Origin of the sequence: Rhizobium sp. SL42 (assembly GCF_021729845.1) — a bacterium.
Taxonomy (GTDB): Bacteria; Pseudomonadota; Alphaproteobacteria; order Rhizobiales; family Rhizobiaceae; genus Allorhizobium.
The window spans coordinates 529,031-545,279 of sequence record NZ_CP063397.1 but is presented as its reverse complement, the minus strand read 5'-3'; the positions used below and the strand labels follow the sequence as shown (position 1 = coordinate 545,279).

Here is a 16,249-nt window from a genome sequence, read left to right as displayed (position 1 = left end):
CCCAGTCGCAGTTGTTCCATCACCTTTCGATGTCGGATTCCGTCGGCACGAGGATCTCGCGCTTTCCGGCGTGATTGGCCGGGCCGATGATGCCTTCCTTCTCCATGCGTTCGATCAGCGAGGCGGCGCGGTTATAACCTATGCCGAGCCGGCGCTGGACATAGGACGTGGATGCCTTGCCGTCGCGCAGCACGATCGCGACCGCCTGGTCATAGGGATCGTCGGATTCGGACAGGTTGGATGTGCCGGCCGGTCCGCCGCCCTCATCGCCATCGTCATCGTCAATCGTGATGGCGTCGAGATATTGCGGCGAGCCTTGCGTCTTCAGGTAGGCGACGATTTCCTCGACCTCGTTGTCGGAGACAAACGGCCCGTGGACACGCTGGATTCGGCCGCCACCGGCCATGTAGAGCATGTCGCCCATGCCGAGCAGCTGTTCGGCGCCCTGTTCGCCGAGGATCGTGCGGCTGTCGATCTTCGAGGTCACCTGGAAGGAGATGCGGGTCGGGAAGTTGGCCTTGATCGTGCCGGTGATGACATCGACCGACGGGCGCTGGGTGGCCATGATCACGTGGATGCCGGCGGCACGCGCCATCTGGGCAAGTCGCTGCACGGCACCTTCGATGTCCTTGCCGGCGACCATCATCAGGTCGGCCATCTCGTCGATGATCACGACGATATAGGGGATCGGCTGCAGGTCGAATTCCTCGGTCTCGTAGATCGCCTCGCCGGTCTGGCGGTCGAAGCCGGTCTGCACGGTGCGGGTCAGGACCTCGCCCTTTTCCAGCGCCTGCTCGACGCGGCTGTTGAAGCCGTCGATATTGCGCACGCCGATCTTCGACATCTTCTTGTAGCGCTCTTCCATCTCGCGGACGGTCCATTTCAGCGCAACGACGGCCTTCTTGGGATCCGTCACCACAGGCGACAGAAGATGCGGTATGCCGTCGTAGACCGAGAGTTCGAGCATTTTCGGGTCGATCATGATCAGGCGGCACTTTTCCGGCGGCAGCCGGTAGAGCAGCGACAGGATCATCGTGTTGATCGCCACCGACTTGCCGGAGCCCGTGGTGCCGGCGACCAGCAGATGCGGCATCTTGGCAAGGTCGGCGATGACAGGTTCGCCGCCGATGGTCTTGCCGAGCGCCATGGCGAGCTTGGCCTTGTTGCCGTCGAAGTCCTTCGAGCCGATCAGCTCGCGCAGATAGACCGTCTCCCTGGTCTGGTTGGGCAATTCGATGCCGATGGCGTTGCGGCCAGGCACCACGGCAACACGGGCGGCGATCGCGCTCATCGAGCGTGCGATGTCGTCGGCAAGGCCGATGACTCGTGACGACTTGATGCCCGGTGCCGGCTCCAGTTCGTAGAGTGTCACGACCGGGCCGGGGCGGACATGGATGATCTCGCCCTTGACGCCGAAATCGTCGAGTACGCCTTCGAGCAGGCGGGCATTGTGCTCCAATGCATCGGCCGACAGCGTCGCGTCGCGGGCAACGGCACGGGGTTCGGCGAGCAGGTGCACGGAGGGAAGCTGGAAGCCGTCGGGGCGCAGCAGCGAGCCCTGGGCGTCGCGTTCGACCCGGGCGCCGGGCTTGGGGCGGCTGGCGGGCGCGGAGACGCGCGGCGAGCTGCGGCCGGCGCCGAGATTGCGCGACGGCGCGGCCGGGGCTGCATTCCAGTCGTCTTCGTCGTCGGGCAGGATTCCGGCGGGGCGCGGCATGTCGTCCATGTCGAATGCATTGTCGTCGTCGTCGAAATGGCCGCTGGCCATCGGCGGCGGCGAAATGATGGAGCGGGTGGTTGCCCGCGGAGCACCCTCGAGCACCGGCTCCTGCCGGGCATGCAATGCCGGCGCCTTGGGACGACTAGGTTCGTTCAGCGTGCCGAATTCATCATCGTTGAAGTCGTAGGGCTGGTCGAAGTCGCGGCGGCTGCGCTCGGCCGGCTTCAGGCCGAACAGGCGGCGCAGGCGCGCGCGCGTCGTGTACCAGTTATGGGCGAGCGCGCCGAGCGCCAGCGCGATCGGACCTTCCGGCTCATCGTCGTCATCGGCCTCGATGGCTTGCGCCAGGTTGCGGCTCTTGTCTGCCGGGACCTTGGTCTGGGGTGCCGGAATTTCCGGTTCGCTGCGGCCGACAATGCCGGCGGCAAACAGCAGAAGCCAGGCCGTCGGCACGGCGAGGATGGAGCCCATCACCATGGCAAAGGTCCCGGTCGGGTAGGCGCCGATGAAGAGGGCCGGGAAGCGCAGGATCAGGTCGCCCAGTACGCCGCCGGTGCCGCTCGGCAGCGGCCATGTCAGCGGCGGTGGAAAACAGCCGACGGTGGCTGCGGCAACCAGCGCGCCGACCAGCCACGCGGCAAGGCGACCGGGCACGCGGGTCAGTCTGCGCGCGCCGATCAGGGCGAAGGACCAGGCCAGCACCGGCAGCAGGGCCAGAAGGCTGGCCAGGCCGAAGAACTGCATCATCAGATCGGCGAAGACCGCACCCGAGAGCCCGAGGATATTGGTCGGCTGGTTGTCAGTGGCATAGGACAGGCTCGGATCGGCGACATTCCAGGTGGCGAGCGACGCGACCGCGAGCACCAGCAGCAGGAAGAGCCCAAAACCGGCCAGGGAGTAGATCTGGCGCAATACGAAAGCGGTCAGCACAAAGCGAGCCGAGTGTTCGGGAAGCGCTGCCGAATTTCCTCTGTTCATCTGAATGCCTGTCCGTCCAAGTGAGGTCACCGCGATGCCTTGCGCCGGTGGTGACCGGCATGGCTGGGCGATACCCTACAGGGCTGAGAGTTAATGCGGCATTAACCATGGTGGTTCGAGAGGGGCCGGAGCGGTCACCGAATGGGGATTTACGCACGAAAACGCCCGGGCCTTGCGGTCCGGGCGTCTTTCAGGCTTCAGGTTGGCCGCGCCGGAGCGCGATCCGTGTCTTAGTTGTGGTAGGCCGCTTCGCCGTGCGAGGCGAGGTCGAGACCTTCGCGTTCGGCTTCGACCGGAACGCGCAGGCCGATCACGACATCGACGACCTTGTAGAGGATCGCCGAGATGATGCCGCACCACAGGATGGTGACGACGACGCCTTTCAGCTGGTTGAAGACCTGGGTGGCCGTACCGGCATAGGTGGCTGCGAAATCGGCCGTCGAGTAGTCGACGATGCCAGCACCGCCAAGAGCCGGGTTGACGAATACACCGGTGAGCAAAGCGCCGATGATGCCGCCAACGCCGTGGATGCCGAAAACGTCAGCAGTGTCGTCGTAGCCGAACTTGTTCTTCACGGTCGAGCAGAAGAAGTAGCAGACCGGGGAGACAATCAGGCCCATGACGATTGCACCCATCGGGCCGGCGAAGCCAGCGGCCGGGGTTATGACGACGAGACCGGCAACGGCACCGGAAACAGCGCCGAGCATCGAAGCCTTGCCGCGCGAGAAGGTTTCCACCAGCGACCAGGAGAGAAGGGCAGCTGCTGTGGCGAGGAAGGTGTTGATCATGGCGAGAGCGGCGTAACCGTTCGATTCGAGGTTCGAGCCGGCGTTGAAGCCGAACCAACCAACCCAGAGAAGGCCTGCGCCGATCAGGGTCATGGTCATCGAGTGCGGAGCCATCATTTCCTTGCCGAAGCCGGTGCGCTTGCCGACCATGATTGCGCCGATCAGGCCAGCAACGCCAGCGTTGATGTGCACGACGGTACCGCCGGCGAAGTCGATGGCGCCGAAACCGAAGATCAGGCCCGACGGATCCGCATAGGCGCTCGGGCCACCCCAGAACCAAACCATGTGGGCGATCGGGAAGTAGACGAAGGTCAGCCACAGGATGGAGAAGAGGATGACGGCCGAGAACTTGACGCGTTCGGCAAAGGCGCCGACGATCAGGCCCGGGGTGATGGCGGCAAAGGTCATCTGGAAGCAGACGAAGATCAGTTCCGGAATGGCTACGCCCTTGGAAAAGCTCTCGGCCATGGTGCTGACGTCAACGCCAGCCAGGAACATCTTGGAGAAGCCGCCGACGAACGAATTCATGCCGCCGCCGTTGGTGAAGGTCAGGGAGTAGCCGTAGACGACCCAGACGATCATGGCGACCGCAGCAATGGTGGTAACCTGCATAAGAACCGACAGCATGTTCTTTGCGCGGACGAGGCCGCCGTAGAACAGGCCGAGGCCCGGAACGGTCATCAAAAGGACCAGCAGGGCCGAGACGAGCATCCAGGTGGTGTCACCCTTGTCTACGGACATGGTGGGTGCCGCGGCAGCAACCGCTTCGGCAGCAGCAGGTGCTGCTTCTTGCGCGAAGGCGACAACCGGCGCCAGCATTGCTGCCGACGCGGCGCCAATGCGCAGCAATGTGGAATTCAACTTGGCAAATGACATCAGAAAAAACTCCCCTAGCGGCCGTTCTTACAGAGCTTCGGTATTGGTTTCGCCGGTGCGGATACGCACGGCCTGATCAATCGGATAGACAAAGATCTTGCCGTCGCCGATCTGACCGGTCTTGGCCGACGATGCGATGGCTTCAACAGCCTTGTCCGCAAGCTCGGAGGAAACTGCGATCTCGATCTTCAGTTTCGGCAGAAAGCTGACGGCATATTCCGTGCCGCGGTAGATTTCAGTATGTCCCTTTTGGCGTCCGTATCCCTTGACCTCGGTCACGGTCAGGCCCTGGATGCCCACAGCGGTGAGGGCTTCGCGCACCTCGTCCAGCTTGAACGGCTTTATGATAGCCATCACAATCTTCATCTGGTTTCCCATCCTTTGCTTGTCCTCGGCGCGGAGCCGACTCTCCTTGACGCAGGCTAGATCAATTTGCCTAGCGACCGGACCTTGCCATTCAAACTATGTGCCAGTTTGGGAGGCGGTGATTAAGTTATTGAAATGTAAAGACTATAAACAGAGGATCTAATAAACAGGCAAATGAACGGGCGATGTGCGCACAAAATATGTGCAAAAAAACAAAATTGCTAACGTTTTAATCATTTGCCCTTTTGCGGATCAACCCTTCCTGGGCGACCGAAGCGACGAGGCGGCCATCACGGGTGAAAATGCTGCCGCGGGTCATGCCGCGGGCTCCGGCAGCGCTCGGGCTGTCCTGGGTGTAGAGCAGCCAGTCGTCGAGCGCGCAGGGCCGGTGGAACCACATCGCATGATCTAGGCTTGCCACCTGGAGGTCGGGATCGAAGATCGACGTTCCATGGGCATAAAGCGAGGTGTCGAGCAGGGTCATGTCGGACAGATAGGCCAGGATTGCTGCCCGGTAGTGGCCATCTTCGGGAACGATGCCGGTGGCGCGGACCCAGATATGCGCCTGCGGGTCGAGCTTTTCCTTCGACAGGTAATGCACCAGCGACACGGGACGGATCTCGATCGGCCGCTCCCGACCCCAGTATTTCTTCACCATGTCCGGCGCTTTGGCGAGGAAGGCCTCGCGGAATTCCGTCTCGCCCATCAGCTGTTCGGGCCGTGGCACATCGGGAATGGTGACCTGGTGGTCGAAGCCCGGTTCGGCGAGCTGGAAGGAGGCTGACATGGAGAAGATGGCCTTGCCATGCTGGATGGCGAGGACGCGGCGCGTGGTGAAGCTGGCACCATCGCGAATGCGCTCGACCTGATAGACGATCGGCACTGAAGGATCGCCGGGCCGCATGAAATAGGCATGCAGCGAATGCACCAGGCGATCGGCATCGACACAGCGTTGCGCGGCCATCAGGGCCTGGGCAATCACCAGCCCGCCGAAAACGCGCTGCCAGCCATTCTGCGGGCTGTTGCCGCGAAACAGGTTTTCCTCCAGCTTTTCCAGGTCGAGGCGCTCGATCAGGTCCTGCATCGGTTTCGTCTGTTCATGTGGCTGCGACATAATGCATGGCTCCGCTTATAGGCACCCGTTCATGGCTGATCTATATAGGTGGCAGAATGTCTACAAGAGCAAAGGATTTCGCCATGCTGGATGTGCTGGTTGTCGGCGGCGGCTATGTCGGTCTTTCGGTTGCGGTTGCGATCAAGCAGGCTGCGCCCCATCTGAGTGTCGAGGTGATCGAGGCAGCCCCGGAGAATGCTTGGACGAAGGATCCGCGCGCCTCCGCGATCATTGCGGCTGCAACGAAGATGCTTGATGTCTTCGGTCTCTGGGACCGTATCGAGCCGGATGCCCAGCCGATCAACCGGATGATCGTGACCGATTCGAAGACATCCGATCCGGTGCGACCGGTGTTTCTGACGTTTGACGGTGCGGTCGAAGACGGGCGTCCCTTTGCCCATATGATCCCGAATGTCAGCATGGTGGCTGCCCTGCGTGATGCCTGCGCCGATGCCGGTATCGCGATCCGCCATGGACTGCGGGCCACCGGTTTTCGTGACACGGGTCCGTCCGCCGAACTCACCCTGTCGGATGGCGCGACCGTTGCCGCGCGGCTCGTGGTCGCCTGCGATGGCGTGCGCTCCAAGCTGCGCGATCTTGCCGGAATCAAGACCGTCACCTGGAACTACAACCAGTCCGGCATCGTCACCACGGTCGAGCATGAGCGTCCGCATGAGGGCGTGGCCGAAGAGCATTTCCTGCCCGCCGGCCCGTTTGCCATCCTGCCGCTCAAGGGCAACCGTTCCTCGCTGGTCTGGACGGAACGCACGGCCGATGCCGATCGGCTGGTCGCTTCCGACGAACTCGTCTTCGAGGCCGAGCTGGAGCGGCGCTTCGGCCACAAGCTCGGCCAGATCCGCGCAACGGAAGATCGCCGTGCCTTCCCGCTCGGCCTGACGCTGGCGCGCGCCTTCGTGGCGCCGCGTCTGGCGCTGGCGGGCGATGCCGCCCATGGCATCCATCCGATTTCGGGCCAGGGTCTCAATCTCGGCTTCAAGGACGTGGCAGCGCTTGCCGAAACGATTGTCGATGCCGACCGGCTCGGGCTCGACATCGGTTCGCTCAACGTGCTCGAGCGCTACCAGACCTGGCGGCGCTTCGACACGTTCCGCATGGGCGTCACCACGGATGTGCTCAATCGGCTGTTTTCCAACGATGTCACGCCGGTCCGGGTGCTGCGCGATTTTGGTCTCGGGATTGTCGACCGTCTGCCGAGCATCAAGGGCTATCTGATCCGCGAGGCTGCCGGCACGTCAAGCGGCGAGGGGCCGCGGTTGCTGTCCGGCCAGTCGATCTGAAGGGATTGCCCGGCGCCGACCTGCACCAAGGCGCGCGGACCACGGATCGCATGGCTGCATTTAAGGCGCGCGGGCGTTCAGTCTTCCAGCTTGCGGGCTTCCGACACCAGCATGATCGGGATGCCATCGCGGATCGGATAGGCAAGCCGAGCCTTTTCCGAGATCAGTTCATTGTGCTCGCGATCGAATTTCAGCGTGTTCTGCGTCAGGGGGCAGACCAGCAGTTCCAGCAGTTTCGGATCGACCAGGCTGGTGCGGTTCTCGACCATCGGGCGCTCTACTGCAGCATGCTGTCGGCATCGCCGAAGGTGCGGGCGAGCACGATCTCGGTGATGGCGATCAGCGTCTCGGCGCGGGTCTTGAGGTCCGGGGCTTCGAGAAGCGCCTGCTTTTCCGCCGGACCGAAAGGCGACATCATCGACAGCGAATTGACCAGCATCACATTGCTGGCGCGCTCGACGCTTTCCCAGTCCGCTTCCAGCTTGTTGGCCTCGAGATAGGCACGGAAGGCGGCCAGAAGGCCGACGCGGTCGACCTGGCCCTCATCATCGCCGGTGGTGAGGTCGGTCATGAAGGGCGCGATGTGGAATGTCCGGTAGGGCTTGGAGCCAGCCACTTCGTCCAGCAGCCGGAACCGGCAGATCCCCGAGAGCGAGATGACATAGCGGCCGTCGCCGGTCTCGGTGAACGATGTGATGCGGCCGATGCAGCCGACCTGTGACAGGGCTGGCCTTTCCGGCAGGATATTGGTCTGCGGCTCGCTCATCGCCGGCTGGATCATGCCGATGAGCCGGTTGCCGGAAAGGGCCGCGTCGAACAGCGCCAGATAGCGCGGTTCAAAAACATTGAGCGGCAACTGCCCGCCGGGCAAAAGCAGCACGCCGGAGATCGGGAATACGGGGATAGTCTCCGGCAGGTCACCCGCGGTCAGATATCTGGCATTTCCCACTTGCATCGAAACACATCCTGTCCGGTCAGAACCGGCTTCTAGTCTCTTTCCTTATTTGGAACGCGCGCGGCAAAACTCAAGGCCGCGCGACGGAGTTCGGCAAAAGAGTGGCCGGCGTCACGAGAAGAGAATGGAGGACAGCTTCCGGCGCGCCATGATCGTTGCCGGTTCCTTCGGTCCCCAGACTTCGAAAAACTGCAGCAGCTGGCGGCGGGCGCCGTCATCGTCATAGGCGCGGTCGCGCCGCATGATCAGCAGCAGATGTTCCGCCGCTTCCTCGCGGCTGCCTTCGACATTGCGGATCTTGGCAAGCTTCATGCGTGCATCGTGATCATCGGGATTGAGCGACAGCGTATGTTCGAGTGCCACGGGGTCGCCGAGCTTGCGCGCTTCGTCGATCTGGTCGAGGCGCTTCAGCTGCGCCTGGACTTCCGGCGCCTTGGTCAGCTCTTCCGGCAATTGCGTCAGAAGCTCCCGGGCGCGGACATGCTGGTTGGCGACGATCATGCATTCCGCCATGCCGGCCAGCGCCTTGACATTGTCGGGGTCGGCCTGGAGGACGGCGGCAAACAGCTGCGCCGCACCGTCGATGTCGCCGGCTGCGACCAGGCCGGCAGCCTCTTCCAGCACAGCCGCGATCTCGGCTGCCTGGTCGGCGCCTGCGGGCCCCGCGACCTTGTCGATGAACTGCTTCACCTGGCTTTCCGGCAGTGCGCCCATGAAGCCGTCGATCGGACGGCCGTCAACGAAGGCGACGATAGCCGGGATCGACTGGATGCCGAGCTGGCCCGGAATGGCCGGATGGTCGTCGATGTTCAGCTTGACCAGCTTTACGCGGCCGTCGGCCTCGTTGACGGCCTTTTCGATCACGGGGGTCAACTGTTTGCACGGGCCGCACCAGGGGGCCCAGAAATCGACCAGAACCGGCTGCCGGCGCGATTCCTCCAGCACGTCCCTGGTGAAGCCTGCCGTTGTCGTGTCCTTGATCAGGGTCGCTGCCGGGGCTTGGTTTGCTGCGGGGCTTGCTGCTGCGGGGGTGTCGCCAAATTGCGCCTTGGCCGTCATCTGCTGGTTGCCGTAACCGCCAAAGGGATTGCCGTAGTCGCTCATGTGCGTTTCTCCCGCCTTTTTTCGCCCGCCTGATCAGGGCTGCTGAACTGCCTTAAAGATCGTATGTCAGGCTGTCACTTTCAAGACAAGCGGCTGGTGGCCGGTTGCTTCGATGAAGCGCAGCAGATCCTGGCTGCTGATCGACGTCGTGGCATCGTTCGACAGCGGATGGGCGTTGATGTTGTCATGCTGCATCAGATCGGCGTCGAGGATGAAAGTGACATTGCCGCCGGTGTCGTTGATGGCGCCAAACGCGGTCACGGCACCGGGGACGACGCCGAGATAGTCCATCAGTTTTTCCGGCTTGCCGAAGGATACCTTGCTCGCAGCACCAATGATCGTGTGCACGGTCTTGAGGTCGACCACGGCGTTTTCCTCGACGGTCAGCAGGAAGAAGCGGTCCTTCTTGTCCTTGACGAAAAGGTTCTTGGTATGGCCGCCGGGAATTTCGTCGCGCAAGGATACCGATTCGGCCACCGTGAACACAGGGGCATGGGTCTTGGTCTTGTGCGGAATGTTCAGCTCGTCGAGAAAGCGGAACAGGTCTTGCGCACTCTTGGCATCTGCATTCTGCGGCTGGGAAATCGCGGTTTCGGCGGTCATTTTGGCGTTCCTGTTGAGGGCTGTTGCGGCAGGTCTAGCGGATTTATCCGCCAGAGATAGGCCCGTGACCGACACCTGACAATCTGACCCGCGGCAAAAAAGCCCGCGTTTTCTGGGGTTTGCGAGATTTTTTCGACTTCGCTGCATTTTTTTCGCAGCAAAGTTTCATTTCCCTGTTGCAATTGAAAATCGTTTGGGCGATATAGCGCCCGTCGCCGCAGAAACGGCGGCCCACGATCCACTGACTACCCCAGGATCGAGGTTATGAGCGGGTGTAGCTCAGGGGTAGAGCACAACCTTGCCAAGGTTGGGGTCGAGCGTTCGAATCGCTTCACCCGCTCCATATTCTCTCCGGGAACAGTTTGATTATTTCCTACGGATTGAGGCCAGAGCGACCTCTGGTTGAATCATTTTCTTGACTTAATCGGGAAAGCCTGACTCCATTGATTCAGGAGAGCGCCAAGATGGATGATTTGATCGGTATTGGTCTTTATACACCTGCGGAAGCGGGCAGGCTGCTTCATGTGCCCTCCGCCAAGATTATTAGATGGCTTCGTGGTCATATCGTCAAGAATCGCCACTATCCTGCATTGTGGAAGCCGCAAGTTGATCTCGGCGATGGGCGGATTTTCCTTGGTTTCCGTGATCTGATGGAAATAAGGGTAGCCGACGCTTTCATACGTGAAGGTGTGTCCGCGATCCGAATCCGCGAAGCAATTGATCTGGCGAGAGATGCCCTCGGACGTGACCATCCCTTATCTACGGATCAGTTTCGAACGGATGGTCGTGAGATTTTCATTCGGACCGTCGAGACCGGTGCCGATGGGCAGGAACGCGCAGTGCTCCTCAATCTGTTTCGTCGGCAGTATGAATTCAACGGCATCATCGAGCCCATTCTGAAAAGTGTTGATTTCGGACATGATGGCGATCCCCTGCTCTGGTGGCCTGCTGGACGTAGGCTCAACGTCGTGATTGATCCTGCGCGCGCATTTGGACAGCCTATTGAGGCAAGTTCAAGCGTTCCCACTGCCGTGCTTGCGGCCGCCGCCGAGATCGACGGAATAGATGTCGCCGCAACCGCATTTGATGTGCCGGCAATTGCCGTGCGGCGGGCGATTGAGTTTGAGGGCACTTTAGGACAGCGGATGGCAGCGTGAAGGTCCTGTTCGACAACTGCACTTCGCCAGTTTTCGCCTCGACCTTGCATGGATACATCAGCCACTTTGGGCATGAAGCGCTGCATATCAAGGATATGTCCGGCCTCACCTTGGGGCGAAGCTCGCCGGATATCGAGTGGATCAGCTTGTTGAAGCAGGCTCCTGAACGCTGGATGTTCATCTCCGGCGACGGACGAGTGCTCCGAAACCCCGCGGAGCGTGCAGCGCTACGTTCCGCGGGATTACATGGCTTCATCCTGGCTCCAGCCTATCAAAGGTCTCCTTTGCATCTGGTAGCGGCCACTCTGGTGCAGCGCTGGCCGGACATGCTGAACCTGACCGACATTGTGTCAGCACCTTCAATGCACGAAGTACCTATCGGAAAGCACACGAAGTTACGGCCGTTGCCCCTGTAGCTCAGGCCTTCGAAAACACATAGTCGGTTTCCTGGCGCAACACTTCGCCAGGCCGCAGGATCGCATTGGGGAAGCCCTTGTGGTTGATGGCGTCCGGCCAGGTCTGGGTTTCCAGGCAGAAGCCGGCAAAGGCGCCGTAGCGGCGGCCGTCCAGTCCGGGAACGTCCGGCGCGACCTTGCCGCCGGCATAGAACTGCACGCCCGGCTCGGTGGTGCGCACTTCCAGCGTGACGCCGGAATTGACGCTGCGGGCCAGTGCCACGCTGCGCTTGTCGGTCCTGGCCGACGAGAAGCAGAAATTGTGGTCATAGCCCAGCTGCGCGCCGTCCACCGTCTGCCGGATCGGGCGCATCTCGCGGAAATCGAAATCGCTGCCGGCGACCGGACGGATCTCGCCAGTGGGGATCAGGCGGTCGTCGACCGGGGTATAATGATCGGCGGCGATCATCAGGTCATGGCCGAGAATGTCATCGCGGCCATCGAGATTGAAGTAGGAATGATGGCAGACATTGGCGATCGTCGGCTTGTCGGTCGTGGTCTCGAAGACGATCGATAACGTGCCCTCCGGCTTCAGCGTGTAGGTCGTCGTGGTCCGCGTGGTGCCGGGATAGCCGGCACGGCCCTCCGCATCGCTGATTTCCAGCGTCACGCTATCGGGAGACAGGCCGATGACCTTCCAGTTGCGCTTGCCCATGCCGTCGGAGCCGCCATGCAGATGGCTGACGCCGCGCTCGTTCAGTTCCAGCTGGTAGTCGGTGCCATCCAGCGTGAAGCGGCCATTGCCGATGCGGTTGGCGCAGCGGCCCGGCGTGGCGCCGAAATAGGGCGAATGGTGCAGGTAGCCGTCGAGATTGTCGAAGCCGAGCACCAGCGGTGCGGCATGACCTTCCAGGCGCAGATCCTGCAGGGCTGCACCATAGGTGATGATCGAGGCCGTCAGTCCGCCGCCGGTCAGGGTCACCTTGTCCACGGTCTCACCCGTCGCCGTCTGTCCGAATGCCTGCCTTGCCATGCGTTTCTCCCGCTTTTCTGTTGTCTGTCTGTCTTACCGTGCCAGTTCGCGGGCTGCCGTCTCGAGGCCGCCCAGCGTTAGGGGAAACATCCTGTTCTCCATCAACCGGCGAATCAATCCGACCGACATCGTATAGTCCCATTGTGGCTCGGTCAGTGGATTGATCCACAGATGCCGGCGGAAATGTCCGGTCAGCCTCTGCAGCCAGACCGCGCCGCTTTCGGTATTCCAGTGTTCGACGGAGCCGCCTGGCTGGGTGATCTCGTAGGGGCTCATCGATGCATCGCCGACAAAGATCAGGCGGTAGTCCGGACCGAAGGTGCGGATGATGTCCTGTGTCGCGATCGTATCGCTATGGCGCCGGCGATTGTCCTTCCACACCCGCTCATAGGGGCAGTTGTGGAAATAGAAATAATCCATATGGCGAAACTCGGAACGGGCGGCTGAAAACAACTCCTCGACGCTCCTGACGTGATCGTCCATCGAGCCGCCGATGTCGAAGAACATCAGCAGCTTGACTGCGTTCTTGCGTTCGGCCTGCGTCCTGACGTCGAGATAGCCGTGTTCGGCCGTGGCGCGGATCGTGCCGTCGAGGTCGAATTCCTCGGCCGCGCCCTGCCGGGCGAACCGGCGCAGCCGGCGCAAGGCGACCTTGATGTTGCGGGTTCCGAGTTCGACATTGTCGTCGAGATTGCGGAATTCGCGGTTGTCCCAGACCTTCACCGCGCGCCGGTGACGGCTTTCCTGCTGGCCGATACGCACGCCTTCCGGATTATAGCCGTAGGCACCGAAGGGGGAGGTGCCGGCCGTGCCGATCCATTTCGAACCGCCCTGATGGCGTTCCTTCTGTTCGGCAAGGCGCTTTTTGAGCGTTTCCATCAGCGCATCGAAGCCGCCAAGCGCCTCAATCAGCTTCTTGTCCTCTTCCGAAAGGTGTTTTTCGGCAAGCCTGCGCAGCCATTCGTCGGGAATGGCAACGGTTTCCACGCCGTCGCCGGCCGGCTGTGATACAAGGCCGCCGAAGATTTCGCCGAACACCCGGTCGAAACGGTCGATGAAGCGCTCTTCCTTGACCAGCGTTGTGCGGGCGAGAAAATAGAAGCCGTCGATGTCGAAATCGACCAGTTCTGCCTGCAGGCCCTCAAGCAGCGACAGATATTCCCCGAGCGTCACCGGGACCTTCTCTTGTATCAGCCGCAGGAAGAAAGGCAGGAACATCGGCGTCTAGAGGTTCTTCTGGTAGATGATGAAAGGTGTCTTGTCGGCGATCCTGTCATAGAGCCGCCTGGCTGTCCCGTTGAATTCCTGGGTCATCCAGTAGACCTCTCCGGCATTTGCGTCCTTGGCCTCGCGGTAGACCGCCTCGATCAGGGCCCGGCCGATGCCCTTGCCGCGGACATCAGGGTCGGCATAGAGGTCCTGCAGGTAGCAGATATTCTCGATATGCCAGCAGGAGCGATGAAAGAGGATGTGGGCAAGCCCAACCGGCCGGCCGTCCACAAGGGCCAGAAGCCCGCGATATTCGCCCGCAACGCCGGAGAGCAGCCGGGCAAAGGTCGCCCGGTAGATTTCCTCCGGCAGTTCGGTCTCGTAGAAGGCCAGATAGGCCTTCCACAGACGCCGCCAGTCGGCCTCGTCGGCAGCGGCAAGCGGCCGGATCTCCACAGGCGCGGCGTCGGGAATGTCCATGGCTACAGATCCTTGCCGATCTCGTTCAGGTCATAGGGTGTCGTCTGGTAGATCTCGTTGATCCAGTTGCCGAACAACAGATGCGCGTGACCGCGCCAGCGGTTGAGCGGCGCAAGCGTGTCGTCGTTATGCGGGAAGTAGTTGTGCGGCATCTTGATCGGGATGCCGGCATTGACGTCGCGGAAATATTCGTCCGCCAGGGAGGTGGAGTCATATTCGACGTGATTGAACATGTAGAGACGCTTCGCGCGTTCCTCCTGCACCAGGCAGACGCCCATCTCGTCGGATTCGAGCAGGATGTTCAGGCTCTTTTCCGTCTCGATGTCGGCGCGGCGCACTTCGGTCCAGCGTGACACCGGGACCTGGAAATCATCGGAAAAGCCGTTGAGGAACACCGAGGACGGCGCCAGGTTGCGATGGCGATAGACGCCGAACGCCTTTTCCTTCAGCGGATGCTTGGCGACATTGTGGAAATGGTAGATCGCCGCCATCGCGCCCCAGCAGACATTCATCGATGAATGCACGTTGGTTTCGGTCCAGTCGAAGATCTGCGCCATTTCGTTCCAGTAGGTCACATCCTCGTAGGGCATCGTCTCGACCGGCGCGCCGGTGACGATGAAGCCATCGAACTTGCGGTCCTTCACCTCGTCCCAGGTCTGGTAGAAGGACAGGAGATGCTCTTCCGAGGTATTCTTCGCCTTGTGGCCGCCAACGCGCACCAGGGTCAGCTCGACCTGCAGCGGCGAGGCGCCGATCAGGCGGGCAAACTGCAGTTCCGTCTTGATCTTGTTCGGCATGAGATTGAGAAGGCCGATCTGCAGCGGGCGGATATCCTGGCGGACAGCCACCGTTTCGGTCATCACCCGCACGCCCTCGTGCACGAGGGTTTCAAAGGCTGGCAGTGTGTCGGGAATCCTGATCGGCATCTTGCTCTCAACTTTCGGTGTCGCGGCGGTGCTGGACCGCCAAAACAAAAATACCGGCAGCTTTGCATATCGCTACCGGTCCTTGGAAAGTCTTGGAACTTGCCTCGGCCCTTTAGCGACTTATTTTACGTGGCTGCAAGCCGGCCGGCCAAATCACCACGAAACACCCGCGCTGTTTACGCCTGTCATGCCAGCGAATCAACGAAAAAACATGTGGCAATGCAGCGCATGAACGTGGCTGCCGCGCTAGCGACCCTCCCGGCGTGCCAGGAAAGCCAGCCTCTCGAAAAGATGCACGTCCTGCTCGTTCTTCAACAGCGCGCCGTGCAGTTTCGGCAGCGCCTGTTTCGGATCGCCGCGCAGGTCGGCGGGATCGATATCCTCCGAAACCAGCAGCCGGATCCAGTCGAGCGCCTCTGAGGTCGAGGGTTTCTTGCGCAGGCCGGGCGTCTCGCGGATCTCGTAGAACTGGGTCAGCGCATTGCGCACCAGTGTCTGCTTGATGCCCGGATAATGCACCTCGACGATGCGGGCCAGCGTCTCGGCTTCGGGAAAGCGGATATAGTGGAAGAAGCAGCGGCGCAGAAACGCGTCCGGCAATTCCTTCTCGTTGTTCGAGGTGATGATGACGATCGGCCGGACCTTCGCCTTCACCAGTTCGCCGGTCTCGTAGACATGGAATTCCATGCGGTCGAGTTCCTGCAGCAGGTCGTTGGGAAACTCGATATCGGCCTTGTCGATCTCGTCGATCAGCAGCACGCATTTCTGCTCGGTCGCAAAGGCCTGCCAGAGCTTGCCGCGGCGGATGTAGTTGCCGACGTCGTTGACGCGCGGATCGCCGAGCTGGCTGTCGCGCAGCCGCGACACGGCATCGTATTCGTAGAGACCCTGCTGCGCCTTGGTCGTCGACTTGACGTTCCATTCGATGATGTCGAGACCGAGGGCCGCGGCCACCTGGCGCGCCAGCTCGGTCTTGCCGGTGCCGGGCTCGCCCTTGACCAGCAACGGCCGCTCCAACGCAATCGCGGCATTGACCGCGATCATCAGATCCTTGTCGGCGACATAGTCGGCGGTCCCGGTGAACTGCATTGTCTGTCTGCCCCCATGCCATCCCATGTCCTGTCTGGTGCAAAACCTAGTGAGCCGCACCGGTTCATGCAAGCGCAAGTCGGCCGTTGACGCGGGCGATCTGTGCTGCTGACATGCAAGATAAAGCTTGTATTTATGCAGAAATCTGACAGTCTGAA

The 16,249-nt window shown here is 61.4% G+C and carries 16 protein-coding genes, 1 tRNA gene and 1 riboswitch; of the genes, 4 read left to right on the top strand and 13 right to left on the bottom strand.

Features of this window, described 5'->3' with window-relative positions:
• Window positions 1-19: 19 nt before the first annotated feature.
• The 4 genes from IM739_RS02430 to tesB form a co-directional block, all read right to left on the bottom strand.
• The gene (locus IM739_RS02430) at window positions 20-2,698 is read right to left on the bottom strand and encodes an FtsK/SpoIIIE family DNA translocase (protein ID WP_237369667.1); all 2,679 of its coding nucleotides are present in this window, start codon (window positions 2,696-2,698) and stop codon (window positions 20-22) included.
• 230 nt (window positions 2,699-2,928) lie between these two features.
• Entirely contained in the window at window positions 2,929-4,362 is a 1,434-nt protein-coding gene (locus tag IM739_RS02425; RefSeq protein ID WP_237369666.1) for an ammonium transporter, read from the bottom strand.
• A 27-nt stretch (window positions 4,363-4,389) separates the two neighbouring features.
• A complete protein-coding gene (locus IM739_RS02420; RefSeq protein ID WP_007601534.1) occupies window positions 4,390-4,740 on the bottom strand; it encodes a P-II family nitrogen regulator in 351 nt (116 codons plus the stop codon).
• Window positions 4,741-4,957: 217 nt separating this feature from the next.
• Complete coding sequence (gene tesB / locus IM739_RS02415; RefSeq protein ID WP_237369665.1) at window positions 4,958-5,842, bottom strand: acyl-CoA thioesterase II; 885 nt, start codon at window positions 5,840-5,842, stop codon at window positions 4,958-4,960.
• 56 nt (window positions 5,843-5,898) lie between these two features.
• Here tesB and IM739_RS02410 point away from each other — a divergent pair, with 56 nt between their 5' ends.
• On the top strand, window positions 5,899-7,140 hold the full coding sequence (locus tag IM739_RS02410) for a ubiquinone biosynthesis hydroxylase (RefSeq protein ID WP_272911327.1): 1,242 nt from the start codon (window positions 5,899-5,901) through the stop codon (window positions 7,138-7,140).
• Window positions 7,141-7,217: 77 nt separating this feature from the next.
• Here the strand turns inward: IM739_RS02410 and IM739_RS02405 are convergent, their stop codons facing one another.
• The 4 genes from IM739_RS02405 to IM739_RS02390 all read right to left on the bottom strand — a co-directional run bounded on the left by IM739_RS02405 (window position 7,218) and on the right by IM739_RS02390 (window position 9,802).
• Entirely contained in the window at window positions 7,218-7,409 is a 192-nt protein-coding gene (locus IM739_RS02405; RefSeq protein ID WP_007601528.1) for a Trm112 family protein, read from the bottom strand.
• An 8-nt stretch (window positions 7,410-7,417) separates the two neighbouring features.
• Window positions 7,418-8,095, bottom strand: a complete 678-nt coding sequence (locus IM739_RS02400; RefSeq protein ID WP_237369664.1) for an LON peptidase substrate-binding domain-containing protein — start codon at window positions 8,093-8,095, stop codon at window positions 7,418-7,420.
• A 111-nt stretch (window positions 8,096-8,206) separates the two neighbouring features.
• Complete coding sequence (gene trxA, locus IM739_RS02395) at window positions 8,207-9,199, bottom strand: thioredoxin (protein ID WP_237369663.1); 993 nt, start codon at window positions 9,197-9,199, stop codon at window positions 8,207-8,209.
• A gap of 66 nt (window positions 9,200-9,265) precedes the next feature.
• Complete coding sequence (locus tag IM739_RS02390; protein WP_237369662.1) at window positions 9,266-9,802, bottom strand: prolyl-tRNA synthetase associated domain-containing protein; 537 nt, start codon at window positions 9,800-9,802, stop codon at window positions 9,266-9,268.
• Between the two features lie 268 nt (window positions 9,803-10,070).
• Between IM739_RS02390 and IM739_RS02385 the strand changes: the two genes are divergently transcribed.
• The 3 genes from IM739_RS02385 (at window position 10,071) to IM739_RS02375 (ending at window position 11,375) form a co-directional block, all read left to right on the top strand.
• Window positions 10,071-10,145: transfer RNA gene (locus IM739_RS02385), tRNA-Gly, on the top strand.
• A gap of 121 nt (window positions 10,146-10,266) precedes the next feature.
• A complete protein-coding gene (locus IM739_RS02380; protein WP_237369661.1) occupies window positions 10,267-10,959 on the top strand; it encodes a hypothetical protein in 693 nt (230 codons plus the stop codon).
• Entirely contained in the window at window positions 10,956-11,375 is a 420-nt protein-coding gene (locus IM739_RS02375) for a hypothetical protein (RefSeq protein ID WP_237369660.1), read from the top strand. Before IM739_RS02380 ends, IM739_RS02375 begins: the two co-directional genes overlap by 4 nt.
• Window position 11,376: 1 nt before the next feature.
• Here IM739_RS02375 and IM739_RS02370 read toward each other — a convergent pair whose 3' ends face one another.
• From IM739_RS02370 to IM739_RS02350, 5 genes are all read right to left on the bottom strand, one after another.
• Window positions 11,377-12,387, bottom strand: coding sequence for an aldose epimerase family protein (locus tag IM739_RS02370; protein ID WP_237369659.1), 1,011 nt, complete (start codon window positions 12,385-12,387; stop codon window positions 11,377-11,379).
• Between the two features lie 33 nt (window positions 12,388-12,420).
• On the bottom strand, window positions 12,421-13,605 hold the full coding sequence (locus IM739_RS02365; RefSeq protein ID WP_237369658.1) for a vWA domain-containing protein: 1,185 nt from the start codon (window positions 13,603-13,605) through the stop codon (window positions 12,421-12,423).
• A 6-nt stretch (window positions 13,606-13,611) separates the two neighbouring features.
• Window positions 13,612-14,076, bottom strand: coding sequence for a GNAT family N-acetyltransferase (locus IM739_RS02360; RefSeq protein WP_237369657.1), 465 nt, complete (start codon window positions 14,074-14,076; stop codon window positions 13,612-13,614).
• A gap of 2 nt (window positions 14,077-14,078) precedes the next feature.
• Window positions 14,079-15,002 carry a homoserine O-acetyltransferase MetA gene (metA, locus tag IM739_RS02355; RefSeq protein ID WP_237369656.1) on the bottom strand — a complete coding sequence of 308 codons (924 nt, stop codon included), beginning with the start codon at window positions 15,000-15,002 and terminating at the stop codon, window positions 14,079-14,081.
• 92 nt (window positions 15,003-15,094) lie between these two features.
• Window positions 15,095-15,172, bottom strand: a riboswitch (SAM riboswitch).
• 76 nt (window positions 15,173-15,248) lie between these two features.
• A complete protein-coding gene (locus IM739_RS02350; RefSeq protein ID WP_237369655.1) occupies window positions 15,249-16,091 on the bottom strand; it encodes an AAA family ATPase in 843 nt (280 codons plus the stop codon).
• Window positions 16,092-16,249 lie beyond the last annotated feature (158 nt).

Excerpts from the sequence above, each read along its gene's own strand:
- IM739_RS02430 (WP_237369667.1), bottom strand. The coding sequence starts at position 2,698 with ATGAACAGAGGAAATTCGGCAGCGCTTCCCGAACACTCGGCTCGCTTT.
- IM739_RS02425 (WP_237369666.1), bottom strand. The coding sequence starts at position 4,362 with ATGTCATTTGCCAAGTTGAATTCCACATTGCTGCGCATTGGCGCCGCG.
- IM739_RS02420 (WP_007601534.1), bottom strand. The coding sequence starts at position 4,740 with ATGGGAAACCAGATGAAGATTGTGATGGCTATCATAAAGCCGTTCAAG.
- tesB (WP_237369665.1), bottom strand. The coding sequence starts at position 5,842 with ATGTCGCAGCCACATGAACAGACGAAACCGATGCAGGACCTGATCGAG.
- IM739_RS02410 (WP_272911327.1), top strand. The coding sequence starts at position 5,899 with ATGTCTACAAGAGCAAAGGATTTCGCCATGCTGGATGTGCTGGTTGTC.
- IM739_RS02405 (WP_007601528.1), bottom strand. The coding sequence starts at position 7,409 with ATGGTCGAGAACCGCACCAGCCTGGTCGATCCGAAACTGCTGGAACTG.
- IM739_RS02400 (WP_237369664.1), bottom strand. The coding sequence starts at position 8,095 with ATGCAAGTGGGAAATGCCAGATATCTGACCGCGGGTGACCTGCCGGAG.
- trxA (WP_237369663.1), bottom strand. The coding sequence starts at position 9,199 with ATGAGCGACTACGGCAATCCCTTTGGCGGTTACGGCAACCAGCAGATG.
- IM739_RS02390 (WP_237369662.1), bottom strand. The coding sequence starts at position 9,802 with ATGACCGCCGAAACCGCGATTTCCCAGCCGCAGAATGCAGATGCCAAG.
- IM739_RS02380 (WP_237369661.1), top strand. The coding sequence starts at position 10,267 with ATGGATGATTTGATCGGTATTGGTCTTTATACACCTGCGGAAGCGGGC.
- IM739_RS02370 (WP_237369659.1), bottom strand. The coding sequence starts at position 12,387 with ATGGCAAGGCAGGCATTCGGACAGACGGCGACGGGTGAGACCGTGGAC.
- IM739_RS02365 (WP_237369658.1), bottom strand. The coding sequence starts at position 13,605 with ATGTTCCTGCCTTTCTTCCTGCGGCTGATACAAGAGAAGGTCCCGGTG.
- IM739_RS02360 (WP_237369657.1), bottom strand. The coding sequence starts at position 14,076 with ATGGACATTCCCGACGCCGCGCCTGTGGAGATCCGGCCGCTTGCCGCT.
- metA (WP_237369656.1), bottom strand. The coding sequence starts at position 15,002 with ATGCCGATCAGGATTCCCGACACACTGCCAGCCTTTGAAACCCTCGTG.
- IM739_RS02350 (WP_237369655.1), bottom strand. The coding sequence starts at position 16,091 with ATGCAGTTCACCGGGACCGCCGACTATGTCGCCGACAAGGATCTGATG.